Origin of the sequence: Aquimarina sp. Aq107 (assembly GCF_943733665.1) — a bacterium.
Lineage (GTDB): Bacteria > Bacteroidota > Bacteroidia > Flavobacteriales > Flavobacteriaceae > Aquimarina.
This window is the reverse complement of record NZ_OX030782.1, coordinates 593,900-620,879: the sequence shown is the minus strand read 5'-3', so window position 1 is coordinate 620,879 and position 26,980 is coordinate 593,900. Positions and strand designations below refer to the sequence as shown.

General features: G+C 32.4%; 24 protein-coding genes. 8 read left to right on the top strand and 16 right to left on the bottom strand.

The features are described 5' to 3' along the window. Positions 1-44: 44 nt before the first annotated feature. The 9 genes from NMK29_RS02465 to NMK29_RS02425 all read right to left on the bottom strand — a co-directional run bounded on the left by NMK29_RS02465 (position 45) and on the right by NMK29_RS02425 (position 8,513). Positions 45-917 (bottom strand): M57 family metalloprotease, encoded by an 873-nt coding sequence (locus NMK29_RS02465; RefSeq protein ID WP_108803981.1) that lies wholly within the window; start codon positions 915-917, stop codon positions 45-47. A gap of 369 nt (positions 918-1,286) precedes the next feature. Next, positions 1,287-2,132 (bottom strand): M57 family metalloprotease, encoded by an 846-nt coding sequence (locus NMK29_RS02460; protein ID WP_108803980.1) that lies wholly within the window; start codon positions 2,130-2,132, stop codon positions 1,287-1,289. A gap of 576 nt (positions 2,133-2,708) precedes the next feature. Next, positions 2,709-2,894, bottom strand: a complete 186-nt coding sequence (locus tag NMK29_RS02455) for a hypothetical protein (protein ID WP_108803979.1) — start codon at positions 2,892-2,894, stop codon at positions 2,709-2,711. A 102-nt stretch (positions 2,895-2,996) separates the two neighbouring features. After that, complete coding sequence (locus NMK29_RS02450) at positions 2,997-3,272, bottom strand: ATP-dependent Clp protease adaptor ClpS (protein WP_027392496.1); 276 nt, start codon at positions 3,270-3,272, stop codon at positions 2,997-2,999. Positions 3,273-3,329: 57 nt separating this feature from the next. After that, positions 3,330-4,169, bottom strand: coding sequence for a 50S ribosomal protein L11 methyltransferase (gene prmA / locus NMK29_RS02445; RefSeq protein WP_108803978.1), 840 nt, complete (start codon positions 4,167-4,169; stop codon positions 3,330-3,332). A gap of 94 nt (positions 4,170-4,263) precedes the next feature. Next, positions 4,264-5,016: a triose-phosphate isomerase gene (tpiA, locus tag NMK29_RS02440; RefSeq protein WP_108803977.1), complete on the bottom strand. Its 753-nt coding sequence runs from the start codon at positions 5,014-5,016 to the stop codon at positions 4,264-4,266. Positions 5,017-5,070: 54 nt separating this feature from the next. Then, complete coding sequence (locus NMK29_RS02435; protein ID WP_108803976.1) at positions 5,071-6,141, bottom strand: ABC transporter permease; 1,071 nt, start codon at positions 6,139-6,141, stop codon at positions 5,071-5,073. Between the two features lie 2 nt (positions 6,142-6,143). Continuing rightward, a complete protein-coding gene (locus tag NMK29_RS02430) occupies positions 6,144-7,883 on the bottom strand; it encodes a BT_3928 family protein (RefSeq protein WP_234424285.1) in 1,740 nt (579 codons plus the stop codon). Positions 7,884-7,970: 87 nt separating this feature from the next. Then, a complete protein-coding gene (locus NMK29_RS02425) occupies positions 7,971-8,513 on the bottom strand; it encodes a DUF1599 domain-containing protein (RefSeq protein ID WP_108803974.1) in 543 nt (180 codons plus the stop codon). Between the two features lie 83 nt (positions 8,514-8,596). On the opposite strand from NMK29_RS02425, the gene folP reads away from it, so the two are divergent. The 4 genes from folP (at position 8,597) to NMK29_RS02405 (ending at position 11,893) form a co-directional block, all read left to right on the top strand. After that, on the top strand, positions 8,597-9,427 hold the full coding sequence (gene folP, locus NMK29_RS02420; RefSeq protein ID WP_108803973.1) for a dihydropteroate synthase: 831 nt from the start codon (positions 8,597-8,599) through the stop codon (positions 9,425-9,427). Positions 9,428-9,506: 79 nt separating this feature from the next. Further along, on the top strand, positions 9,507-10,283 hold the full coding sequence (locus NMK29_RS02415; protein WP_108803972.1) for a diadenylate cyclase: 777 nt from the start codon (positions 9,507-9,509) through the stop codon (positions 10,281-10,283). After that, a complete protein-coding gene (locus NMK29_RS02410) occupies positions 10,283-11,077 on the top strand; it encodes a DUF3667 domain-containing protein (protein WP_108803971.1) in 795 nt (264 codons plus the stop codon). The genes NMK29_RS02415 and NMK29_RS02410 overlap by 1 nt, the downstream gene beginning before the upstream one ends. Before the next feature lie 39 nt (positions 11,078-11,116). Then, the gene (locus tag NMK29_RS02405) at positions 11,117-11,893 is read left to right on the top strand and encodes a DUF3667 domain-containing protein (RefSeq protein ID WP_108803970.1); all 777 of its coding nucleotides are present in this window, start codon (positions 11,117-11,119) and stop codon (positions 11,891-11,893) included. Here the strand turns inward: NMK29_RS02405 and NMK29_RS02400 are convergent. Together NMK29_RS02400 and truA are read right to left on the bottom strand one after the other, a co-directional pair. Next, entirely contained in the window at positions 11,890-13,656 is a 1,767-nt protein-coding gene (locus NMK29_RS02400) for an ABC transporter ATP-binding protein (RefSeq protein ID WP_254097131.1), read from the bottom strand. The genes NMK29_RS02405 and NMK29_RS02400 overlap by 4 nt on opposite strands. Next, on the bottom strand, positions 13,656-14,405 hold the full coding sequence (truA, locus tag NMK29_RS02395) for a tRNA pseudouridine(38-40) synthase TruA (protein ID WP_108803968.1): 750 nt from the start codon (positions 14,403-14,405) through the stop codon (positions 13,656-13,658). Before truA ends, NMK29_RS02400 begins: the two co-directional genes overlap by 1 nt. Positions 14,406-14,523: 118 nt before the next feature. Between truA and NMK29_RS02390 the strand changes: the two genes are divergently transcribed. Next, positions 14,524-15,018 carry a metallophosphoesterase gene (locus NMK29_RS02390; protein ID WP_108803967.1) on the top strand — a complete coding sequence of 165 codons (495 nt, stop codon included), beginning with the start codon at positions 14,524-14,526 and terminating at the stop codon, positions 15,016-15,018. A 57-nt stretch (positions 15,019-15,075) separates the two neighbouring features. Here NMK29_RS02390 and NMK29_RS02385 read toward each other — a convergent pair whose 3' ends face one another. Then, positions 15,076-15,486: a DUF4293 domain-containing protein gene (locus tag NMK29_RS02385; protein WP_108803966.1), complete on the bottom strand. Its 411-nt coding sequence runs from the start codon at positions 15,484-15,486 to the stop codon at positions 15,076-15,078. A gap of 200 nt (positions 15,487-15,686) precedes the next feature. Here NMK29_RS02385 and rho point away from each other — a divergent pair, with 200 nt between their 5' ends. The 3 genes from rho (at position 15,687) to NMK29_RS02370 (ending at position 20,266) form a co-directional block, all read left to right on the top strand. After that, positions 15,687-17,360: a transcription termination factor Rho gene (gene rho / locus NMK29_RS02380; protein WP_108803965.1), complete on the top strand. Its 1,674-nt coding sequence runs from the start codon at positions 15,687-15,689 to the stop codon at positions 17,358-17,360. Between the two features lie 169 nt (positions 17,361-17,529). Next, complete coding sequence (msrA, locus tag NMK29_RS02375; RefSeq protein WP_108803964.1) at positions 17,530-18,201, top strand: peptide-methionine (S)-S-oxide reductase MsrA; 672 nt, start codon at positions 17,530-17,532, stop codon at positions 18,199-18,201. A gap of 904 nt (positions 18,202-19,105) precedes the next feature. Beyond that, a complete protein-coding gene (locus NMK29_RS02370; RefSeq protein WP_159092258.1) occupies positions 19,106-20,266 on the top strand; it encodes an SH3 domain-containing protein in 1,161 nt (386 codons plus the stop codon). 456 nt (positions 20,267-20,722) lie between these two features. Here NMK29_RS02370 and NMK29_RS02365 read toward each other — a convergent pair whose 3' ends face one another. From NMK29_RS02365 to NMK29_RS02350, 4 genes are all read right to left on the bottom strand, one after another. Then, a complete protein-coding gene (locus tag NMK29_RS02365) occupies positions 20,723-21,607 on the bottom strand; it encodes a bifunctional 5,10-methylenetetrahydrofolate dehydrogenase/5,10-methenyltetrahydrofolate cyclohydrolase (RefSeq protein WP_108803962.1) in 885 nt (294 codons plus the stop codon). Between the two features lie 36 nt (positions 21,608-21,643). Further along, the gene (ffh, locus tag NMK29_RS02360; protein WP_027392512.1) at positions 21,644-22,972 is read right to left on the bottom strand and encodes a signal recognition particle protein; all 1,329 of its coding nucleotides are present in this window, start codon (positions 22,970-22,972) and stop codon (positions 21,644-21,646) included. 211 nt (positions 22,973-23,183) lie between these two features. Beyond that, positions 23,184-25,364: a fasciclin domain-containing protein gene (locus NMK29_RS02355; protein WP_254097129.1), complete on the bottom strand. Its 2,181-nt coding sequence runs from the start codon at positions 25,362-25,364 to the stop codon at positions 23,184-23,186. Between the two features lie 166 nt (positions 25,365-25,530). Next, positions 25,531-26,901, bottom strand: a complete 1,371-nt coding sequence (locus NMK29_RS02350; protein ID WP_027392513.1) for a fasciclin domain-containing protein — start codon at positions 26,899-26,901, stop codon at positions 25,531-25,533. Between the last annotated feature and the right edge of the window lie 79 nt (positions 26,902-26,980).

Below are 26,980 nucleotides of genomic sequence, written 5' to 3'. Positions count from 1 at the left end.
GTTTATAAAAAGTTCAAAGCTTTATTTTATACTATAATTTATTATTAGTATAGATATTCTAAAGCTACGATGTCAAAGCTACTAAATTCTCCATCTTCACTACCGTCAAAACAAGAGATCATTAATGAACCTGAATCTAAACCGCTCTGACCCCACTGATTTGCAGTAGGTGTACCAGGAATGTTAATTGCTCCGATACTACCAGCAGTTCCTTCGTTACTGTTATCACATCTTCTACGAGCATAATCAGTATGTCTAAAACCTAGAGCGTGACCTATTTCGTGTCCGATTACATGCTCATTAACATTATTTACGTTACTTCCACCGAAAGTTCCAGTTCCATTTAAGATTTGGATAAACTTTCCTGGTCTTCCTCCTTCTGGAAATTCTGCTTGACCACCAGCTCCGCTACCATTATTGTTATAAACAACCATATCAGCAGCTTGGAAATCAGTTCCAAAAGTTAATCTAAAGTTTAAAGTTGTACTAATTCTGTTATAGTTATTAACAGCCCATTGTAAACCTGTCTGCATATTACTCGTTAATGCATTACCAGATCCTGTATATCCTAAAATATCAATAGTTCTGTTAGCAGTAGAAACTAAGTTATTCGTTCTGTATTGCTTATTAACACCATCTTCTGAATCTTCTAAATCATAACTTCCTTTCTCAATCTCAGAAAGTTTCATCATAATATCTCCAGAAAGAACGTATTCCTCTTCTATTCCATTAAGAAGAGTAATCTTTTCAATAGTAGCATTACCAGGATTAACTCCTGTAGCCCATATTTTATCCTGTAAATCTTTACTTAATTCTAATGAAACTGGTTGTTCATCATTTGTGATTTCGTCTTTTTGGCAAGATGTAACCACACCCGCAGCCATAGCGCAAAGCGCTAAAAATTTTAATTTTTTCATTTAAATTGTTGAGTTTGTGTATTATTACAGAATAGATCCGTTTTAAAATCTATTCTGTAAGCAAATATTTTTGTGAAAGCTTTGAACTTTTTTGAAAATTTTTGCAGCCTGCAAGTTATACATTTATTTCAATGAAACAACAAAAACCTTGAATAATTTATTACAAATACAGGGAAACTATAAAATAAATTTATTAAAAAACCTTAAAAAGGCACGAAAATATCAATTCCATAATTTAAGAAAACAAATCTATAACAATCTTATTTTCAATATCATTCATAAAAAAAACCATCTTGAAATTTTATCAAGATGGTTTTATAAAAAGATTCAAAGCCTTTATATTATATAATTTTTACAGTATACTTAGTTTTAGTATAAAGCGTTTAAAGCAGTAATATCTGTACTTGTGAATTCTCCGTCTTCTCCAGAACCAAAACAAGCTAACATTATAGAATCTGCTCTATCAGAACTTGGAGTACCGTTAATTAAGATTGCTCCAACTCCAGCAGTTCCTTCATTAGTATTTTGTCCACAACTCTGACGAGTTGTCCAATCTTGGTGACGGAATCCAACAGAGTGACCAATTTCGTGAGTCATTACATGCTCTACTACATTTGTACTAAAAGAATCCGTACCAGCATTGATCTGAACTCTTTTAAATGCTTGTCCACCAGATGGGAATCCAGCAGATCCACCTCCACCACTACGGCCATTATTATAAACAACCATATCAGTGTTATTAAAATTACTTTGGAAAACAAGAGATAAGTTAAGAGATGTGTTTAATCTATTGTAATTATTAACCGCCCATTGTAAAGCAGTTCTCATTTTGCTGGTTAGCGCACAACAAGATCCTGTATATCCAACAACTCTAAAGCTACGATTCGAACCAGTAACCAAATTGTTAGTTCTGTATTGCTTATTAACTCCGTCTTCTGCTTTACCTAATGCGTGCATACCAGAAGTTAATTCTGCTAATGGAATAAAAACATCTGAAGCTTTAACACCTTGTACAGCTGGGTCTCCTGGAAGACCTTCCATTGTAAAATACTCGGCATCCGCAATATTAAGTCCAGCATCAGCAAGTGCATCCAAATGAGCTTTTGTCAATGCTGCAGTTTCAGGTTGTGTTTCGTTATTAATTTCGTCTTTTTGGCAAGATGTGATTACACCAGCCGCGATAGCGCAAAGCGCTAATACTTTGATTTTCTTCATTTTTAAAAAGTTGAGTTTGTGTAGTTACTATTAACAAAATAAATCTTCAACAGAATTTATTTTGCCTGCATTTAATTTAGCAAAGCTTTGAACCTTTTTAAATTTTAAGCGGGTTGAAGATATGATAATTTTTTTAAAATATCAGTTAAAAATTTAAATAATCCTCTAATAATAAGGCAAATACATATATTTAATTCAATAAAGCAGTGTAATTAATAACAAATACATATCCTTAAATTACACAATAAAACCGATTAAATGCATATTTAAAATTAACACTCAACTTAGCGATTAAGCAAAAAATTATGATAATATAAGAGATGTTAAAGAATTCATAAGTATTTTATTTTTTATGAAAAATGTAGTCTTTTTCTTTCATATTATAAATTTTCAACTAAAAAGTGTTAAAAAAAAATTAATATCGGCTTTAGCACTTGTTTTTTAAAAAAATAGAGAGTAATATTTTCAATAAGAACATTATGAATAATTTACAATAATAAAAACCTAACGGAAATTGCACTTTTATTATCTTAATATAGCAATTACAACTATTCTAAAATTTTAATGAAAATATTTTCAGGCAGCTATATCATTTCCATTAAACTCTCCAGTTGTTGCATCATTACCTGTTAGCGCACCTAGGATATATAGCCCTATCAGAGAACCAACACTCTTTTTCCAGTAAAAAATGACTAAAACTCTACATATATTTAGTGTAAAACGATTTTTTCTACGAATGATACAATCACAAAAATGATTCAAACTCGATCATTATTAGGTTAAAATCATAAAACAGTTTTTATTCAAAAAAAAATCGCTCAATAAACAATTTTATTGAGCGATTTTTCTTTTAAATATATTTTCCTATACAATTTCCGCACTTAAACCGGCTTGCAGTAACTTAGAACATCTAGGTACTAATTCCTCGTAAACTCCTGTTTTTACCGTACATTTTCCTTTATAATGAACTAACATTGCACATTGTTCTGCTTGAACTGGTGTATGCTCGCATGTATATATTAATGTTTCAATGACATGATCAAACGTATTGACATCATCATTATATAGAACAATTTCATTATTATTTTGTTCTACTGTTTTTTCTAAAACTTCTTCTAAAACCTTTTCTTGAGTGCTCATCTCATTAATTTTATACAAATATACTATTTCGAAAAGAAAAAATTATCGTCTCTCACATTATTTTAACCTGTAACCAGCTGCTATCCAATTATTTCTATCAAAACACTCAACAAACTCTAAATTATTGTCTTTGCATTGCTTGGTAATTAACTCTAAATCCTCTTGATAAAAACCACTTAACAAAAGAACACCATCAGTACGTAATGTGTTGGCATAAGTAGAAATATCTTTTAACAATATATTTCTGTTAATATTAGCAATCACCACATCATACTTTTTATCTAGTAGTAACGAAGCATCTCCTTCGTAAGCGGTAATGTGTTTACAATTATTTCGCTCTACGTTTTCAATTGTATTTAAATAACACCAATTATCAATATCAATTGCATCTATAGGTTGTGCTCCTTTCATTTCAGCTAAAATTGCCAAAACACCAGTTCCACACCCCATATCCAAAACCTTTTTATCTTGTAAATCTTGTTTAAGTAAGTGCTGAATCATCATATGAGTTGTCTCATGATGACCTGTTCCAAAAGACATTTTCGGTTCTATCACGATATCATATTGTAATTCTGGCTTTTCATGAAAAGGTGCTCTTACACCACAAGTATCATCGACTACGATTGGAGTAAAATTCTTCTCCCACTCCTTATTCCAATTCACCTGTTCTATTTCTTTAGTCGAAAAGGTAATTTCGAATTCATCGGAGCTTAGTATGTAGATATCATCTAAAATATTCGCTTTCCATTCTTCCTTTTGAATAAAAGCCTCTAACCCATTTTCTGTTTCAACAAAACTCTCAAAACCAACATTACCTAATTCTGCTATCAGAATTTCTGTAGCGGGCTGCAACGGTGTGATATTAAAATAATAGCCTATGTATATAGGTGTTGTCATCTTTATTTAAATTAGGGTGCAAAGTTAATACTTTGACTAATAAAAAAGGTATTCGCACTTACGAATACCTTTTATTTATTTTCAAAAATATAATTTAAAATGAATTAGCGATAGCTGCAAAACTATCAGGGTCTAATGAAGCTCCTCCTATTAGTCCTCCATCTACATCTGGTTTTGCAAAAATCTCTTTAGCATTTGCAGGTTTTACACTTCCTCCATACAATATAGAAACATCTTCTGCAATTTCTGCATTAAAGGCGTCTCCTATAGTTTTACGTATAAAAGCATGCATTTCTTGTGCTTGTTCAGGACTTGCGGTTTCTCCTGTTCCTATCGCCCAAACTGGCTCATATGCCAAAACAATATGCTTCCAAGCATCATTATCTAATTTAAATAAAGCATTTTTTAATTGCCCTTCTACTACATTAAAATGGTTTCCGCTTTTACGATCTTCTAGTTCTTCTCCAAAACAAAAGATAATAGTCATTTTATGCTTCAACGCTGTATTCACTTTCTCTTCTAACAATTCATCTGTTTCTCCAAAATAAGCTCTACGCTCACTATGACCAAGTATAACTGTTTCTACACCTACACTTTTTAACATGTCTGCAGAAATCTCTCCTGTAAATGCACCGCTTTCTGCTTGATACATATTTTGTGCCGCTACATCGATATCAACTTCTTTAAGTTCTTCGAAAGCGTAATAAAGATTTGTAAAGGTCGGAGCTACGATTATTTTAGCTTCTGGTAAATCTTGAAATTTTGCCTTTAATTCTGAAAGTAAAACTCCTGTCTCCGCAAGATTTTTATTCATTTTCCAGTTTCCTGCTACAATTTTTGTTCTCATTAATTTTAATTTATGTGTGTGGTTTTTATTTGGTTATAATTCTAAATAAGATACTTACACCCTTATTCTAGGATCTAGCCATCTATATATAAGATCTACAAATATATTGATTAAGATAAATACAGAAGAGATTACGATAACGGCTCCCATAATAATAGGAAGGTCTGATGTATTTAATGCATCTACTATTTCTTTGCCAAGGCCGTTCCAACCAAAAATATATTCTACGAAAACGGCTCCCGCTAACATTGATGCAAACCAACCAGAAATAGCTGTCACTACCGGATTTAATGCATTTTTTAACGCATGTCTTTTAATTACCTGAAACAACGATAAGCCTTTTGCCTTAGCTGTACGTATATAATCCTGACTCATGACTTCTAATAATGAATTCCTCATTAGCTGAGTAACTACTGCTAATGGTCTCACTCCAAGAACTATAGCAGGCAATATTAAATTCTTCCATTGAATATAAGTTCCTTCTCCAAAATCATCTACTTCATATAAACTTCCTGTCATATTAAGATTGGTATATTCGTGTAAAACATAGCCAAACAACCAAGCAAAAATAATAGCACTAAAGAAAGAAGGTACACTCATACCAATAGTACTTACCAATTGAATTAATCGATCTGCCCATTGATCCTTAGTTAATGCACTAACAATACCCATAGAAATCCCCAGAAATATAGCTATTAAAATAGCAGACACAGCAAGTACTGCAGTATTTGGCAAGGTTTCTTTAATCACCTGACTTACTTTTTTACCGTTCTTCTGAAAGGACTCTCTTAGATAAGGGTACTTAAAAACTGTTTTTGTTTTACCAATTGTAAATAATGAAAAGCCTGTATATTTTTCAGTATCAAAAAATGAAAAATCATTTTCGTCTATACTATGAAATGAAACAGGCGAAAGATCATTAAGATAATATCGATATTGTGTACTCAAAGGAAGATCAAAGCCATATTTTTTATTAATAATGTCTAATTGTTCTTTATTTTCATTCTGTCCCATCATCATTTGCGCCGGATCTCCGGGAAGAATAGTAAACAGAAGAAATATAACAGTAATTACTCCTAATAAAGTAAGTAATGCATACCCAAATTTATAGAAGTATTTAGTCATTACTAATTTGTCTTTTCTTTCAACTTTTCGACCTCTTCTAATGTATAGACTTTATATTCAAAAGTATCTCCATATAATCTTTTAGCATATTCCTCTATTGTAGTATTATATCCAGCATCTTTTCGGCGTTGATTAACATTTTCAGCATCTTTTATCGGCCAAATAATCTTGACCGGTGTATTTGTATTATGATTTAATGTCGTTCCCTGAGTACCATAAACTTGTTCTTCACCAATACTCATTAGATGCCGGTCTTCCATCATAGCTACTAACCTAAAAGGAATTTCATCTTCTTCTCCAGCTTTTTTAATCAATGGAAGGTATTCATTTATTTTATTAGAATGCTGAATCACAAACCAAGCGGTTTTATTGGTCGGTTCTCCCACTAAACTTTTACCAGGATATCCGTGTTTTTTAAAAACTTGTTCTATAAAAACTGTATTTGAAGAATCTATTGCGCTCTGTTGCTGCCATAGATCCGTAGTTACTTCCTTTTCTGTTGCTCCAACTAACTTAGCAATACTATCTCGCTCCTCTACTGTCTTAGCTTGCATTAGTCTTCTAAACTTTTGGTCTAGTTTAGCAATACTATCTAATTGAGATCTCAATTTTACATTAATTTTGGGTTTAGACGGTTCTACTTTATCCAAAACCAATTTATCAGCATCATTCCAATGCAGTTTTTCAGTAATGGTTCCCTTATTTAATTTTACTATTCCAGGATTTGATCTTAAAATTGTTTTAAGAGCAGTTTCATCAGTACTATAAAACTCAAAACTTAAATTATACTGTTGTTTTTTCTGAGAAACTTCTTGAGGAGAAGATGCTGTAAGACCTATTACATCATACCCTTGGGTCATAGCTTTATCAGTAAGTCCTTTTATCACGCTCATTCCTTCTCCTTCACTTTTTGACAAATTATACATTACAATAAGCACAACATTTTCTTTTTCTAAAAATTCTGTTGTATAATCCTCTCCATCTTTTTCAATAGCAAAATCATGGATAGGCGGTATATATCCTTCATTAATCATTTCTGTTTCTACACCAATATACTTACCATCAACTTGCGGATATTCTCCACTAGTTGTTACAATTTCTTCTTTACCATTTACATCAAACTTCCAAGAGTACTTAAACTCTGCCTCTGGAGCTCCATCAGGAACCGACATTCCTTCTTCTATATTTGTTCCTATTTTATATGCTCTAAAATCGAATGTAGGTAAATGCATTAATACTTGATAAGCAAATGCTAAACAGGCTGTAAAACTTACAAATACTATCCACTTATGAGAAGCCTCAGGTAGAATAGGCGTTATGTATTTTCTTCCAAAGAATAATATTAAAATAAACACCAATAGAATTACATCTTTAGTGAAAGATTCCCAAGGTGTTAATGGCAATGCATCTCCAAAACATCCACAATCAGTAACTTTATTAAAGTATGCGGAATAAAAGGTAAGAAATGTAAAAAAGACAATCATACCCAATAATGACCAAACTGTAAACTTGGGCAAATACCCTAAAAGCAACGTAATTCCAACTATTATCTCAAAAATACAAAGGAATACTGCCATAAGTAAAGCAATTGGAATCAAAAACTCCATATTTAATACACCTTCGCTAAAATATTCTTGTAGTTTATAGGAGAATCCTAAAGGATCATTAAGTTTAATAAAGCCTGAAAATAAGAAAAGAGCAGCTACAAATATTCTGGAAAAACCAACAAGTATTTTCATCATTAGAATAGTAATTATAATTTATTTTGAACAAGATAATAGGTTTACATCTTGTTACTTTTAGTTTAACAGTATTTTATAAAACCTGCATTATTTCGCTTCACCTAAATGGATCATAGCAAAAACTGCATAGTTAATCATATCTTGATAATTCGCATCGATTCCTTCACTAACCAATGTTTTACCTTTATTATCTTCAATTTGTTTTACTCTTAACAATTTTTGAATAATTAAGTCAGTAAGTGAACTAACCCTCATATCACGCCAAGCCTCTCCATAATCATGATTTTTATTCATCATTAATGTTTTTGTAATATCAATATGTTTATCATACAATTCTGTAGCTGTATCTGTAGACAAATCTGGCTGTTCAGCAATTCCTTTTTCTAACTGTATTAAAGCCATAAGGCTATAATTTATGATTCCAATAAATTCAGAAACCTCTCCCTCATCTACTTTTCTTACAGCATTCTCTTGCAAACCTCTAATTCGTTGCGCTTTAATAAAAATTTGATCTGTAAGGGATGGTAATCTTAGAATTCTCCAAGCGCTACCGTAATCTTTCATTTTGTTGATGAAGAGATCACGACATTTCTTAATTACCGCGTCATATTGTGTTGACGTATCTTGCATATTACTGTTGAATTTTGCGTAAATTTCGCTTTAATATGGCAATTATACCAAATAAACATTAAAAATATAGTATAAACTCTTCTATGACTATTAATTGCAAAGGTTCTTTAATCGATCTCTCTACACCAAAAGTGATGGGTATCTTAAATCTAACACCAGATTCTTTTTATGATGGTGGAAAATATAAAGACGAATCACAGATTTTACATCAAGCCGAAAAAATGCTGCGAGAAGGAGCTACTTTTATAGATCTTGGAGCATATTCATCTAGACCTGGTGCAGATCATATTTCGATCGAAGAAGAAGAAAATAGAATTTTACCAATAATTACATTACTTCTGTCTAAGTTTCCTAATATTATTTTATCGATTGATACCTTTAGAAGTAAAATTGCAAAACAATGTATAGAAGCTGGTGCATCAATTATCAATGATATCTCTGCTGGTAGTCTAGACAAAGAGATGATTAAAACCGTTGGAGAGCTCAAAGTGCCTTATATTATGATGCATATGAAAGGTACGCCGCAAACCATGAAATCTTTAAATCAATATGATAATCTGATTAAGGATGTGCAGCTTTATTTTTCTAAAAAAATAATCGAAGCCAGAAAAGAAGGAATTAACGATATTATTATCGACCCTGGTTTTGGTTTTGCAAAAAATATCGATCAAAACTTTGAGCTCCTAAAAAAACTTGATTTATTCAACCTCCAAGGGTTACCAATTCTAGTAGGCGTATCAAGAAAATCAATGATTTACAAATCATTAAAAATTGACCCATCTAAATCTTTAAATGGCACAACATCCTTAAACACTATTGCGTTACTAAAAGGTGCTTCGATTTTAAGGGTACATGATGTAAAAGAAGCTATGGAATGTATTACACTAATGAACAAATATAAAGTACAGACTTAAAGTTTTTTAAAACGATGCTTTTTCAAGCTTTTCAAATCAGAGTTTCACTAATTTTTCTATTTTTACAAAAAGACCGCATTTGGATTTAATCAACCTTAGAATATTAGATGTCCTAGATATCGTACTCGTGGCACTCTTGCTATACTATATCTATAAGTTGGTTAAGGGAACAGCAGCAATTAACATTTTTATAGGTATCGTAATGATTTACTTGGTTTGGAAGCTTACGCAGTTTCTAGCCATGGAAATGCTAAGTAGTGTCTTAGGAGAGTTTATTGGTGTGGGAATGTTTGCTTTAATTGTTGTTTTTCAGCAAGAAATAAGAAAATTCTTATTAATGATTGGATCTACAAATTTTGGAAGACGAAGAAAATTTCTAAGACAGCTAAAATTTATTAGAGACACTCCAGAAGACAGTCTTACGGACGTAGGCTCCATTGTGAAAGCCTGTCAAAAAATGGGAACTACATTTACTGGCGCATTAATCGTAATTAAAAGAAATACTTCATTGGATTTTGTAAAAACTTCTGGTGATGAACTAGATATTTTAGTAAAAACACCGATTATAGAAAGTATTTTTTATAAAAATAGTCCATTACACGATGGTGCTATGATTGTAGAGGATAATAGAATCGTAGCTACTCGTGTCATTCTACCTGTAACAAATGACAGAGACATCCCTTTACGTTTTGGATTAAGGCATCGTGCGGCTATAGGTATAACAGAAAAAACTGACGCACTAGCACTTATAGTAAGCGAAGAAACAGGTCAAATATCTTATGTTAAAAATAGAGAGTTTGTAATTTTTAAAACTCCTGAAGAATTGATTGAAAAAATAACCAGGGATTTACAATAATGAGCAACTATCCAACTAATATAAATCATTGTAAAAATTGTGGTTTTCAGATTGATCACTACTCCTTTTGTCCTGATTGCGGAGCTAAAAAAATAACCAAACGCATCACATTTAAAAATCTAACTCAAGAATTTAGTGATCGCTTTCTTAATCTCGATAATTCATTTATAAGAACATTCATACATCTATTCACTGAACCGAATACTGTAATTGACGGATTCATTCATGGTCTAAGAAAAAGATATGTAAATGTTTTTAGTTACTTTGCTATTTCTCTTACTATAGCAAGTTTATACAGTTTTATTCTTAGCAAGTATAAAGATGTAATTTTCTCAAATGTATTTACAGATGTCAACCAAATTAAAGCCTCAAAAGTAGCTTCGGATTTTTCGTTTGAATATCAATCCCTGATCTCATTTTTAACCATACCGATTCTAGCTTTGATATCACGACTGGTATTCATAAACTATAAAAAATATAATCTTACAGAACATTTTGTGATCTATTTATATGCGTACTCACATATAACTATGGTTATAAGTTTTATTACCTTACCTCTGCTCTTAACTGCAAAAAACTTATATCTAATTCTGTGGATTCAATTCCCAGTTTCCATTATTTATATAGCATATGTACTTAAAAGTCTTTATGAGATAAATCTGAAAAAAATATTAATTAAGACCTTGCTGTTTTTTATAATTATGTCCGTTTTGTTTGTAATTTTCTCTATTATTGTCGCAATAATAATGATGAAAACAGGTGTTATGGAAGGAGAAGCAAACTCTTCTATTTAATTGTTTTAATTAATATCTCCAAAAAAACCTCAGTATATAATGAACAAAACTGTTACAATTAATAATTGCAAAAACTGTGGTTACAATATAAAAGATGTTAATTTCTGCTCTAATTGTGGCGCTAAAAAAATCACAAAACGTATTACCTTTAAAAACTTACTTACCGAAATAAGTGAAGTTTATCTTAATGTTGATAATACTTTTATAAAAACTATTAGAGACCTTACTATAAAACCTCACTTAGTAATCGATGATTATATTAATGGTGTCAGAAAAAAACACCTTAATTTACCTTCATACTTTCTATTATCACTTACATTATCGACTATATTAACGTTCTTAAAAGAAAAAGCTTTTAATATTGCGTCAGAATCTGAAAAATTAGATGATCAATCAGAAACATTGAAGTTTTTCATAGAAGTAACAGAAAAATATCCTACACTTGGTTATTTTTTATTAATACCTTTTTACTCGTTTATATCTCGATTTATATTTAGAAAATATAAGAAGTATAATTTCACAGAACATATCGTAATAAACACATACCTAATAGCACACCTTACGATATTAACTTTTATTCCTTATCTAATTTCGTTTAGTTTTGGTGATTATATAGAAGAAAGTAGCTTTGTTTTTTTAGGGATTCAGGCTATTTACGCAACATTTTTATTCAAAAATTTATATAAAATTAAATACATAAAGGTTATCGTAAAAGGACTTATTGGATTCTTATTGATTCTTTTAATCTTTATCGGATTAGCAGTTGCGATGGCTCTATCTACAAAGTTTCTTGAAGAATACGGGTTTCTTAACTAAGCTTCTCGAACTTCGGCAAACTGTACATCATAAAGATTTTTGTAGTAACCGTTTTCAACCTCTAACAATTCATTATGGTTTCCTTGTTCTACAATCTTACCGCTATCCATAACGATAATTTTATCAGCATTTTTAATAGTTGCTAATCGGTGAGCAATAACAATAGAAGTTCTACCTTCTGTAATCTTGTCGGTAGCGTCCTGGATCAATTGTTCGCTATGAGAATCTATAGAAGATGTGGCTTCATCTAAAACTAAAACACCAGGATTAGAAACGTAAGCTCTAAGAAAAGATATTAATTGCCTTTGACCAGAAGAGAGCATTACCCCTCTTTCCTTCACATTATAATGATAACCGCCAGGAAGGCTACTTATAAAATCATGAATCCCTATTTCTTTAGCAGCTTTCACAACTTGATCCTCTGTTATATTCGTATTATTTAGCGTTATATTATTAAAAATAGTATCTGCAAACAAAAACACATCTTGCAAGACTACAGCGATATGGCTTCGCAAAGATTTTAAATCAATGGTATCAATAGGTTTATTATCAATAGAAATAACTCCTCCGTCAATTTCATAAAACCTATTTAGCAAATTGATAATTGTCGATTTACCTGCACCAGTGGCTCCTACAATTGCAACTGTTTCTCCAGAATTAACAGAAAACGAGATTCCTTTTAACACTTCTTCTCCTTCTATATAACTAAAACGCACATCATTAAAATCGATATTCCCTTCTATATTCTGAAGTTCTATCGTTCCTAAATCATTTATCTTAGAATGTGTATCCAATACTGCAAATACTCGATTTGCCGCAACCATACCCATCTGCAGCGTATTAAACTTATCCGCTATCTGTCGTAATGGCCTAAAAAGCATTTGAGATAACTCAATAAAAGCAATTACAACACCTAAGGTAATCACATCACCTTGTGCAGCTCTCAATCCTCCATACCAAACTATTAATCCTATAGTGATCGAACTAGACATTTCTGCAATAGGAAAAAATATCGAATTATACCAAACGGTTTTTATCCAGCCTTTTTTGTGCTTTTCATTTATTTCTTTAAAACTGTCATATTCAATATTCTCTCTAGTAAAAAGCTGAACTATTTTCATTCCAGTTATTCGTTCCTGTACAAAAGAATTTAAATTAGAAACTTGAGTTCTTACTTCTTCAAAAGCAGTTTTCATTTTTCTTTGAAAAACCCTGGTAGCAAAAATTATAAAAGGTAAAATTGCTAAAACAATTAAGGTAAGTTGCCAACTGTAGTACAACATAAAACAAAGAATAACCGCCATTTTTAACAAGTCACTTATGATCATAAAAAGTCCTTGACTAAATATACTGGCAATCGTTTCTATATCACTCACTGCACGAGTTACTAATCTACCAACCGCAGACTTATCATAATACTGCTTTTTAAAACCTAACATATGATCAAAAAGCTTAACTCTAACATCTCTAATCACCTCTTGACCTAGCCAATTAGCAAAATATATAAATAGAAATTGAAAAATAACCTCCAATAGTAAAACTCCAAATATTAAGCTGATATAAAAAACTATTAATTTTTCATCCTTAGGAATAAAACTTTCATCAATTGTTTTCTGTAGTAAGAGCGGTCTTAATACCGCAAAAGCTGATAATAAGATAGCAGATAAGGCCACAAAATAAAATGTAAACCGATAAGGATTAGTATAACTAATCAATCTTCTAAACAACTTAAAATCAAATGCTTTTCCGCTTTTTTCAGCCATTACTTTGTACGATAAATAGTTTTTGGGTACTGTACTTCTGTCAAATATAAACCATGAGCTGGCACAGAATACCCAGCTTCACTTCTATTCTCACTTTTTATTATATTTTTTAAATCTTCTAGGTTTAATTTATGCTCTCCTATCTCTATAAGTGTTCCGACAATCGCTCTTACCATATTTCTTAAAAAACGATTCGCAGAAATCTTAAAAATTAATTTATTATCATTTATCTCCCAAACAGCATGGGTAATAGTACAATTATACGTTTTTACATCGGTTTTGGACTTACTAAAACATTTAAAACTCGTATAGTTTAACAGTAATTTAGCAGCTTCATTCATCAAATCAACATCCAACTCTTTCTTTAGATAATAAGCACTATTTATACTAAAAGGGTCTTTATACAATGTTACAAAATACTCATAAGATCTACTTATCGCGTCAAATCTAGCGTGCGCATCATCACCTACCAAACTCACTTCTTTTATTGCAATCTCCTTAGGAAGAAGAGAATTAAGTTTATATCGAAATTTAACAACATTCAATTCATCCTTACTATCAAAATGTGCCATGATTTGTTTTGCATGAACACCTGCATCTGTCCTACCAGCACCTACAATATCAATTTTAGATTTCAACAGTAATGATAACGCATCTTCTAAAACCTCCTGCACCGAAATTGCATTAGGTTGTCGTTGCCATCCATGATAAGGTGTTCCATTATATGAAAGTTCTAAAAAATATCTCAACGGTTTATTCTATTTTTGTCCTAATTCTAACCGCAAATATACTTTATAATATAGAGATGAATTATATTGTAATACTTCGGTTTATTTATTACATCATAAATCTTTCTTATTCAATAATTTGAAAAAAATACTCTTACTTAGTGATACGCATAGCTATATCGACGATCGTATTTTACATTATGTAAAAGAAGCAGATGAAGTTTGGCATGCAGGAGACATCGGTGACCTTAAAGTAACCGATAAAATTGAGGCTATTAAACCACTTCGTGCTGTTTATGGAAATATTGATGATGACAAAGCAAGAATTTGTTTTCCACTACATCAACGATTTTCTTGTGAAGAAGTTTCTGTTTGGATAACTCATATTGGAGGATATCCCCCAAAATACAATCGCAATACGATAGAAGAAATAAAGACTAACCCACCGAAATTATTTATATGCGGACATTCGCATATTTTAAAAGTGATTCCTGACAAAAATAATGGCGTATTACATATGAATCCAGGAGCAGCCGGAAAACATGGATTTCATAAAGTAAGAACCATGTTAAGATTCACATTAAGTAAAGGAAAAATAGAAAACCTTGAAGTAATCGAGCTTGGTAAAAAATAAGACCCGAAGTTGGCATACTCCGGGTCCTAACGCACTAATACTACTAAGATTTTAGGTTTATCGTAATCGATCTACAGATTTTACGAGATTTTCATCCTTTTTTATAGCCTTGTTGGCTACAACTAATAAAACGATAGAAATAACAGGAATCAACATCCCAATACCTTTCTCCGAAACCAAGGTTTCTCCAGATAATGTTAGTGACCAATAAACAAATACTCCTAGTAAAATAAAGTTTAATAAGATATTGATACGCCCCAAAACAAATTGAAGCTGTCTATTCTTAAATAAAAAAACACTTACTAAAGCCAAAATTGCTGCCCCAGCAAACATCCCCAAAACCAAAAGATTATCCTGAGGTAATAACTCCTCTCCATTTTCATTAAGCCCATAAGGTAAAATAGTAGACAATCCACCGGATATTAAAACTACTAAAAACAAATAAACTGATTGAATTCTTTGTATCATTCCCCCTTACGCTTTTGGAAAAGCAAAAATAAGAGTTTCTTTTTATAATTATGTGCAAAAATCAAAAATAAAGTCGTATACTTGCAACACAATTTATGTAACCCATTCTATTTAGGTTACTTACCTTCAAAATAAAATTTTCCTAGAATTCTTCTTTAGAAAATTTAATACCAGAACCTTAAATTATATAACAAATTTAAATGTTAGAGATTTCTGAATTAAAAGCAAAAAAGCTTCCTGAGCTACAGGAAATTGCGAAAAGTTTAAATGTACCTAAATTTCGCACCATGAAAAAGTTAGACTTGGTATACCAAATACTTGATTACCAAGCAGCAAACCCTAACAAGGTTAAAGAGGTTATTACAGAAGATTCTTCTGCCAAAACAGAGAAGAAAACCGAAAAACCTCAATCTAAGCAAGCGCCAAGACAAAGAAGACCGCGCAAAACTACAAACACTCAAAATCCTCAAGTCAAAAAAGACACAAATCCTCCTGTAGAAAAAAGTAGTCCTGCTAAACCAGAACCTAAGGAGAATACTCAACCTGTGAAAGAGGCCAAAGAAAACAAAAAACCTCAAAGAAAACAGGAAGAGAAAAAAGAGGATCGAAAAGACGATAACAGAAAAGATAATCGCAATAGAAATAACGATAAATCCCAAAACAAAAACCGTAATAACAATAATAAAAAAGATAATAACGGAAATAGGGATAACGGGAACAGAGACAACAGAAATCGCTACAAAGAACCTGATTACGAATTTGATGCAATCATCCAAAGCGAAGGAGTACTTGATATCATGCAAGATGGTTATGGTTTTTTAAGATCTAGTGATTACAATTACCTCTCTTCTCCTGATGACATATACGTTTCACAATCACAAATTCGACTATTTGGACTTAAAACTGGTGACACAGTTCTTGGACAAGTAAGACCGCCTAAAGAAGGTGAAAAATATTTCCCTCTAATAAAGGTAAATAAAATTAACGGTCTTGATCCTCAAGTAGTAAGAGACAGAGTTTCTTTTGAACACCTAACACCACTTTTCCCTCAAGAGAAATTTAAATTAGCAGAAAGACAAAGCACTATATCAACACGAATAATGGATTTGTTTTCTCCTATTGGTAAAGGACAACGTGGTATGATTGTTTCTCAACCAAAAACAGGTAAAACAATGCTACTAAAGGATGTAGCAAATGCAATTGCAGCTAACCATCCTGAAGTATACCAAATGATATTACTGATTGATGAACGACCTGAAGAAGTTACCGATATGCAGCGTAATGTTCGCGGGGAAGTTATAGCATCAACATTTGACAAGGAAGCTCACGAGCATGTAAAAATTGCTAACATTGTATTAGAAAAAGCAAAAAGACTAGTAGAGTGTGGCCATGATGTAGTAATACTACTAGACTCTATTACCCGTTTAGCTAGAGCATACAACACTGTGCAACCAGCTTCTGGTAAAATTCTTAGTGGTGGTGTTGATGCAAATGCGTTACATAAGCCTAAACGATTTTTTGGTGCGGCTCGTAATATAGAAAATGGTGGATCACTTACCATCATAGCAACAGCTTTAACCGAAACTGGTTCCAAAATGGACGAAGTTATCTTTGAAGAATTCAAAGGAACTGGTAATATGGAACTACAATTGGATCGTAAAATATCCAATCGTAGAATTTTCCCTGCTATTGATCTTACATCGTCAAGTACACGTAGAGATGACATATTATTAGACGAAAACACAATACAAAGGATGTGGGTAATGAGAAAATACCTAGCAGATATGAATCCTGTAGAAGCTATGGAATTTATCAATGAACGTTTTAAACAAACAAGGAACAATGATGAATTCTTGATTTCCATGAACGGATAAAACATACCTTATATATATAATGTAAAAAATGGCTGTCATTTTAGTGACAGCCATTTTTTTTATTTACAGTTTTTTTAAGGATCATAATCAGCACATCTATGTAATTTTGCAATAAAGATTAAACACTGAAAGGTTTAACAACAAACAAAGACTATTATAAAAAAAAATTATGAAGACCTTAATATATAGCATACTCACCATTTCTACTTTACTAACTAGTTGCCAAGGTAATAGTCAAAATAATAACCAAACTAGTAATACCACTCAAAATCAAAACATAAAAGCTATCCAAACCGAACCAATTAATGGATTAGAACGTGCATATTTCGCTAGCGGATGTTTTTGGTGCGTAGAAGCAGTATATGAAAGCGTTATTGGCGTACAAGAAGTAGTCTCTGGATACTCTGGAGGACATACCAAAAATCCCACCTATGAATCGAGCAATACAGGACGTACAGGGCACGCAGAAGCTGTAGAAGTTTTATATGATCCAAAAATAATTTCTTTTTCATCACTAGTTGACGTTTATTTTGGCTCCCAAAATCCAACACAAATAAACGGCCAAGGCCCAGATCACGGATCTCAGTACAGATCAATTATATTTTATCAAAATGATGAACAAAAAAATATAATTCAAAAAAAGAAAAACTTTCTTAGCAAAAGCTTAAATAGACAAATCGCAGCAGAAGTAACTCCATTTCAAAAATTTTGGAAAGCAGAAGATTATCACCAAGATTATGAAAAAAGAAATCCATATAATAGGTATATTCAGAATGTATCTAAACCTAGGCTAAAACGTTTTCAAAAAAAAATTCCTGAATTAATCAAAGAAAACCACTAAATCGTTTTCTAAATGATTAGTAGCAAATTCTTTTAAACAAGAATCGTATTCTCACTAAAATCTTACACCATAAAAACGGTCATCTATTTCTGACGGAAGTAAAACTCACTCTTAAAACAACGTAAATAAGTGAATTTTCCAATAGAATATTAGCCATGTTAATCTTAAAATAAAATGCCTAATATAATAAACTGAAATATCTGAAAATCTAAAACAAAACAAAGAAATAAAAAACTCAAACTACTTAATATCAAAAAGATAAGGCTACCAAGAAGAATAATATTTATTTAAAAGCACAGAAATATACTATGCACGCATAATTAAAAATGTTAAAGTATTGTGAAAAATAAAATCCAATCACTAATAATCCATTGATAAAAAAAGTAAAAATAAATTTTAAAAAAACTAAAAAATCGCTCACCGACTTCAAGCCCAATAAACACGGCGTAAATCAGTTGTAATACACAAAATAATCGTTGAAAAACACAAATCGATTAAAAAAAAAGTAGATTTTTATGCAAATAAAGTCAAAACAAGTTGTGTTTTTCATATTAATAACTTACTTTTGTTTATAGTTTAAGAGTTTTCAACTCAGCTGATTAATAAATAAGTTTAAACTTGTACTCAAGGAAAACATGTTTAATTAACTGAAAGACAACAACTTAAGCTTGTAAATGTTCTTTAAAAATCTACTTTTTTTAACACGAAGGCAACTTTTGTTAACAATTTAGAAATGTCATTAAAAATAGTTTGGCATGTTTTTTGAGAACGGATTTTTGAACAATAACTTTTAAAAAATTATTTAAAAGAGTATAAAAAAAGCAACTAAAGATTAACGTCTTAAGATTAAAGAACCCTAATCTGCTTTATTTTTGAATTTTAATTATGTAAACACAGAAAGATTATGAAATCAATTTTTACATTTATTTTGCTATTGGTGATGACTTCCTCGACTTTCGCTCAAATAAAGTCGCTGGATCGCTATTTAATGTCCACCGCCAAATTAGAATTAAGAACTGGACCAGGAGCAAATTTCGACATTATTGGGGAGATCCCTCAGGGAACCCAAGTATATGTTATTAGTTCTGGTTATGGAGACTGGAGTACAGTACAATACAAAAACGGAAACGGTTTTGTACAAACAAAATTACTAGCAGAAGATAGTAGTATCGCAGAAGCTGAAAGAGCTGCAAAAGCTGCTGAAGCTAGAAGAAATGCTGCTAGACTTGCTGCAGAAGAAGCAATTAGAAAAGCAGAACAAGCTAAAATTGCCGCTGCCGAAGCTGCAAGAAAAGCAATTGCTGAAGCTGAAAGACTAACAAGACAAGCAGAAGCTGATGCTGCTGTAGCAGAAGCTGCCGCTCGTGCTGCAAAAGAAAATCAGTCTGCTGCAGAAAGAAGAAGATTAGCTGAATTAGCTGAGACTCAAAAAGCATTAGAAGAAGCGAACAAAAGAACTTTAGGATCTACAGAGACTGCATACACGCCTATAGAATCTAAAACAGCTTCTGGTGGCAGTAATGCTGGAACAAGAGCAGCTGCTGCACCAACTAAAGTGACTAGAGAAAATAAATATTCTAGTTGGGAAAAGAAAACATATAAGTCAGGAGCTACTCCTAAGTCATTTAATTTCAAAGGAAAATTTGAATACAAATTAGACAACTATTTAAAAGTAGAAGTAGGTAAGAACACAGAAGTTGTAGTTAAACTTGTTAAAATGGGTAAAACTGCAAAAGATGATGAGACAATAAGAATTGTATACATTAATAGTAACCAAACTCAATTCATTAGAAATATTCCTGAAGGAGAGTACTATTGTGTGATTGCTTATGGAAAAGAATGGAGAGAGTCTCCTAGCAAGAATGGAAAGAAGCAAGGTACTTTTACAAAAAATGCTTTGTATGAAAAAGGACAAGATATCTTAGATTTCAACACAATCAAGACGGATGAAGGAATTAATGTACCATCTTATAGTCTTTCTTTAGATCTTCAAGCGAATGGAACTTTATACAATGATGTAGAAGATCAAGATAACATTGATGCTAGTTCTTTCAACTCTTTTTAATAGTACTACGCGAACAGTAAACTATTAAAATAAAAATATACATATTTTATTATCACCAATAATAAATGTAAAATAAAAAAAAGCGCCTTTATTCAAGGCGCTTTTTTATTTTGAATTAATTTAATATTGTATTAAATATATTTAAGTATAAGCATAGATTATTTGCGTTACACAATCGTATAAAAAAACAGGGCAAATAAATACTAGGAAAAGCCGTTGACAGTAGAATGTTCAACGGTTTATGATTTCCAAACTATTTGCATTTTATCGACGATGCAAGCACTAGAAGTATTGAACTCTCTAAAAAAGATCAGTTTATAATGTTTAGCAAATTCGTTATAACAAAAAAGCTTTGAGGTTTTAAAACCTCAAAGCTTTTACTTAATTATATATTCTTTAAAATAGATTATTAAAACCTACCTTATTATTGGATATCATCATCCTAAAAATTATACTTTACCCGTTATTACGATGCCTCTCTCTAGCTAACAATGTATTTTTAAGAAGCATTGCAATAGTCATCGGACCTACTCCTCCTGGAACTGGGGTAATAAAAGAAGCTTTTTTACTAACATTTTCGAAATCTACATCCCCTACAATTCTATATCCTCTTTCCCTAGAATCATCAGTAACTCTAGTAATACCTACATCAATAATTACAGCATCATCTTTTACCATTTCTGCTTTAAGAAAATTAGGAACACCTAACGCTGATATAACAATATCTGCTTGGGAAATAATCTGTGTAATATTTTTTGTATGACTATGCGTTAATGTCACTGTAGAATTACCTGGCCAGCCTTTTCTTCCCATCAAAATACTCATTGGCCTTCCTACTATATGGCTTCTGCCTATAACTACGGTATGTTTCCCTTTTGTATCAACATTATAACGTTCCAAAAGTTCTAAAATTCCAAATGGTGTGGCTGGAATAAAAGTAGACATATCCAAAGCCATTTTCCCAAAATTCATTGGATGAAATCCATCCACATCTTTATCTGGATCTACAGCCAATAATACTTTTTGAGTGTCAATTTGTGGCGGTAGTGGTAACTGAACTATAAACCCGTCAATATTAGAATCTTCGTTTAATTCTTTAATTTTAGCTAACAATTCAACTTCACTTGTGGTACTTGGCATTTTCACTAAAGTAGATTCAAAACCTATTCTTTCGCATGCCTTTACCTTACTCCCGACATAAGTAAGACTGGCGCCATCATTTCCAACTAATACAGCTGCTAAATGCGGAACCTTTTCGCCACGATCTTTCATCTTTTGAACCTCGTCAGCGATTTCATTTTTAATATCGTTACTTACTTTTTTACCGTCTAAAACTTCCATATTGAGCCCCTACTCTATTGTTAATTTAATTATATATTATTTCATTTTACCCATCATCTGCATCATTCGCTTTCCGCCGCCACCTTGCATCATTTTCATCATTTTACTCATCTGATCAAACTGCTTGAGTAATTGATTAACCTGCTGCACAGAAGTTCCAGATCCTTTACCAATGCGTTTTTTTCTACTTGCATTAATAATCTGAGGTTTTGTTCGCTCTGCTGGAGTCATAGAATGGATAATTGCTTCTATATGTTTAAAAGCATCATCATCAATATCAACATTCTTCATCATTTTGCCAGCTCCAGGAATCATTCCAACTAGGTCCTTCATATTACCCATCTTCTTAACCTGTTGAATTTGTTTTAAGAAGTCATCAAAACCAAATTGATTTTTGGCAATTTTTTTCTGTAATTTTCTGGCCTCTTCTTCATCAAATTGTTCTTGAGCTCGTTCTACAAGAGACACAACATCTCCCATTCCTAAGATACGATCCGCCATACGAGAAGGATAGAATACATCAATTGCCTCCATCTTTTCTCCTGTACCAATAAATTTTATTGGCTTATTAACAACTGATTTAATAGAAATTGCTGCTCCACCTCTAGTATCTCCATCTAATTTGGTAAGAATAACACCATCAAAGTTTAATACATCATTAAATGCTTTGGCAGTATTAACCGCATCTTGACCGGTCATAGAATCTACAACAAATAAAGTTTCGTTAGGAGTAACAGCTTTATGAATATTAGCAATCTCAGTCATCATGACTTCATCAACAGCTAGACGACCAGCTGTATCTATAATCACTACATTAAATCCATTCGCTTTAGCATGGGCAACACCTGCCTTAGCAATAGCAACAGGATCATTATTTCCTCTATCACTAAAAACCTCAACGTTTATTTGTTCTCCAACAACGTGTAACTGATCAATAGCCGCCGGTCGATATACATCACAGGCAACTAAAAGTGGTTTCTTAGTTTTTTTATTCTTTAGAAAGTTTGCTAATTTTCCAGAAAACGTAGTTTTACCAGATCCTTGTAATCCCGACATTAAAACCACTGAAGGATTGCCAGAAAGATTAACACCAGCAACTTCTCCTCCCATCAATTCGGTTAACTCGTCTTTTACAAGTTTTACCATTAATTGACCAGGTTTTAAACTTTTAAGTACATTTTGACCTAACGCTTTTTCCTTTACAGTAGCTGTAAAATCTTTGGCAATTTTATAATTAACATCGGCATCAACCAACGCTCTACGAACTTCCTTAAGTGTCTCAGCAACATTTACTTCTGTAATTTGACCGTGGCCTTTAAGAATATGTAACGCCTTATCTAACTTATCACTTAAATTATCAAACATATGCTTTCTTCAGGTTTTGAAAAAATCTACTTTTTTAGTAGACAGGTGCAAATTTAATGATTTGAAGTGTATTAATAAAGAATGGTTATAACAGAATTATAAATATCGAAAAAGAAATTTAGTTCAAATAAAAAAGCTATTAGAAAGATACTTTATGTTCTTTCTAATAGCTCTCAGGACATTATTCTTTGGCTAATTCAAGTTCTGTCCTTTATAAAGATGGAGGAATTAATACTCCATTAATTACATGTATGATACCATTAGATGCTTCGATATTTGCAATATCAACTCTAATAATTTCATTTAAAAACACCTGCCCCTCGATCATCTCAATAGTTACTTCATCTCCTTGAACAGTAGTAACTATCTGTCTTGTTAGCAAATCATCGGCGGTAAATTTACCTGCTGCCACGTGATACAACAACACTTCGGTTAATGCTTCTCCTCCAGGAATAGCATCTAAAGCAGCAAAAGCAGCATTAGTTGGCGCAAATACTGTAAAAGGTCCTTCTCCGTTTAATGTATCTACCAAATTAGCCGCTTGTAATGCTCCCACTAACGTAGAAAGCTCTGGAGTAGCAACAGCTATTTCTACAATAGATTGAAGATCAGCAGGTGGAAGTAACACTCCATCAATTACATGTACAACACCATTAGATGCTTGAATATCTGCTAAAATCACTTTTATTGTACCATTTAAAAACACCTCTCCATTAATCATTTCAATGGTTACTTCATCTCCTTGTACCGTAGTAACTGTTTGCCCTGCAATTAACTCTTCTGCAGTAAATCTTCCAGCTGCTACATGATACAAAAGCACCTCCGTTAGAGCATCTCCATCAGGAATAGCATCCAAAGCAGCAAATGCACCATTAGTTGGTGCAAATACTGTAAAAGGTCCTTCTCCATTTAATGTATCTACTAAATTAGCAGATTGCAATGCTCCTACTAAAGTAGAAAGCTCTGGAGTTGCGACAGCTATTTCTACAATCGACTGAAGATCAGCAGGTGGAAGTAACACTCCATCAATTACGTGTACAACACCATTAGATGCTTGAATATCTGCTAAAATCACTTTTATTGTACCATTTAAAAACACCTCTCCATTAATCATTTCAATGGTTACTTCATCTCCTTGTACTGTAGTAACTGTTTGCCCTGCAATTAACTCTTCTGCAGTAAATCTTCCAGCTGCTACATGATACAAAAGCACCTCCGTTAGAGCATCTCCATCAGGAATAGCATCCAAAGCAGCAAATGCATCATTAGTTGGTGCAAATACTGTAAAAGGTCCTTCTCCGTTTAATGTATCTACTAAATTAGCAGATTGCAATGCTCCTACTAACGTAGAAAGCTCTGGAGTTGCGACAGCTATTTCTACAATTGATGGTAAAGGCTGAAAAGATGGTGGTATTAATACTGCATCTATGATTTGGATTACTCCATTAGAACCACCAATATTTGCAGAAAGCAACTTAACAGTGTCATTTATAACAATTTCATTGTTTTCATCAAGACTTACTTTAACATTTTCACCTTGTAATGTTTCTATCATTTCTTCTCTCAACAATCTTGGTGTATTAAACCTTCCACTTGCTACATGATACAACAGTACCTGTTTTAATACTTCTAACTCCGGAACTTCATCTAATGCTGCAAATGCCTCATCTGTAGGTGCAAAAACTGTGAACGGGCCTTCTCCGGACAAAGGAGCTACTAAATCTGTGGCCTGTAAAGCCCCAACTAAAGATGTGAATCTACCATCTTCTACAATTAAATCCACAATCGTTTTATCAGGGAAAATAGTTTTAACTAGTTCAGCATTCCAATCTCCTCTTCCTATCCCATTTCCAAAAATTCTAAAGTGTCCTTCTAGATCACCTTCTTCATCTACTCTTCCAATTCCAAAAATCAAATTTCTACCAGGAGGGTCAATTATTAAATAAACAATTCCGTCACTTACAATAGCTCCTCTAGTCCTAGCTTTAGTCCCATCGGGTAATACCAAATTTCCTCGAACGATTGTAAAGCTAGCGTGATATAAGGTGAAGTTTAAGCGAAGTTTACCTGTAATATCTGTTCCTGCTCCGGTTCCACTATTAACTGTTGCAGAAAAATCATATACTCGTCGTTCTCTACTGATATCGAATCTAGAATCTTTAGAACTGCCAAAAGCTTCATCTTCGTTTACGGGTTCAAGCAACTCACCATCGATAATATTCTGAGTCATTTCCTCAACTTCGTCAAAACTAATAATTTTTGACTCTTCAAATTCGATTTGATCAGGGTTTTCGGGGTCTAATTCATTATTATCATTTTGACAAGAAATAATGAAGTTCGTTAAAATAAGGCACAAAAATGGTACCGTTAATCTTTTGATTAGCGTTTTCATGAGTTTGAATTTAAATTAGTTAATATTTAAAATATGTGTGAGAAAAAAGGGCATTTAGTCCTGAATTAATAGGGGGATTCAATATCTAAATGCCCTTTCGGGGGAATTATAATCTAGAGGTGCAGTGCACTATATATTTTAGTTTACTGTTCTAGTTAATTTCTTCTTATAGTGCAGGAAGAATTACCTTATCAATCGCATGGATTACACCATTAGCAGCCTGAACATTGGTAACAATAATATTACTTACTCTATCATTAACATCTGTTAATGTTGCATTTGTTGCATCAGCAGTAATATCTCCTCCTAATGTAGTTACTGTACCAGTCATTAAATTTTCTTCTCTAACATTTGCTTCTGCTACAACATGAAGATTTAAAGTAGCCGTTAATGTAGCTTCTTCTATATCAGCTAAGGAAGCTGCTCCAAGTTCTGTTAAAAGGCTAGCAAATGCATCATCTGTTGGAGCAAACACAGTAAAAGGTGCAGGAGATGTTCCATTTTCTGTACTCAATATAGAAACATAATTTTCATCTAATTGATCATCTCTGGTAAGAGCCGCTACAAGATTACTAAAAGTTGCATCAGCTGTAGCAAAAGTAACCACTGTTGGTAGCGTAATTACAGCGTCCACCTTATGAATTACTCCATTAGAAGCAACAATATCTGCTTCACTAACATCGGATATACCATTAAAAGAAACTCCACTTTCAGTATTTATATAAATACTTAAGTTATCCATAGTATCACCGTAGGTAGCTAATGTATTATTATAACTAGTAGTAAGAGCAGTCGAAATATTTGTTCCAGCAATTACGTGATTTAATAAGACCTGCTCTAATGCAGCAGTTGATAATCCAGAAATATCTCCTAAATCTGTGAATGCATCGTTATCAGGCGCCAGTAATGTTAAATTACTATCTGCACCACTTAATACAGCTACAAAATCCGTGTCAAAACCAGGTGTAGTTGCTGCTCCAGCAAGTGAAGAGAAATTACTATCAGCTGTCACAAAAGTAAGCATCGTAGGCAATGGAATTACTTTATCCACTGCGTGTATAATACCATTATCTGTCATTATATCTGGAGTTGTTACAGTAGACTCCCCATTTATTACTACACCATTTGCTGTATTAATATACATGCTGATATTAGTATTAGAATTAGATTCTGTAGCTAAATTCTTCACATAACCTGTTGTTAGACTAGTAGAAGCTTGCGTAGTTCCTAAAACGTGGTTTAATAAAATTTGCTCTAACGTTTCAACAGGCACATCTTCTAATGGTGTTCCATCTAAGAATTCAGTAAATGCAGCGTTGTTAGGTGCAAATACAGTAAAATTACCATTCCCATTTAATGTTACGTCTAAATCTGTTCTTTCCAATGCAGCTAATAAAGAGCTATAATCCGCATTATCTGCAACAAAATCAGCTATTGTCATTGCATCGGGGATAAATGTAGTATCGTCGTCATCACTACAAGAAGCAATTGAAATAATACAGAATGCTAAAAAAGCTTTTTTGAAGAAATTTTTCATGTTATTGGTTTTTATTTTTTTAATTTATTGTTCGTTGATGAAACAACTGATAAAGTAAAAGTGCTACCTCAAAAAATGA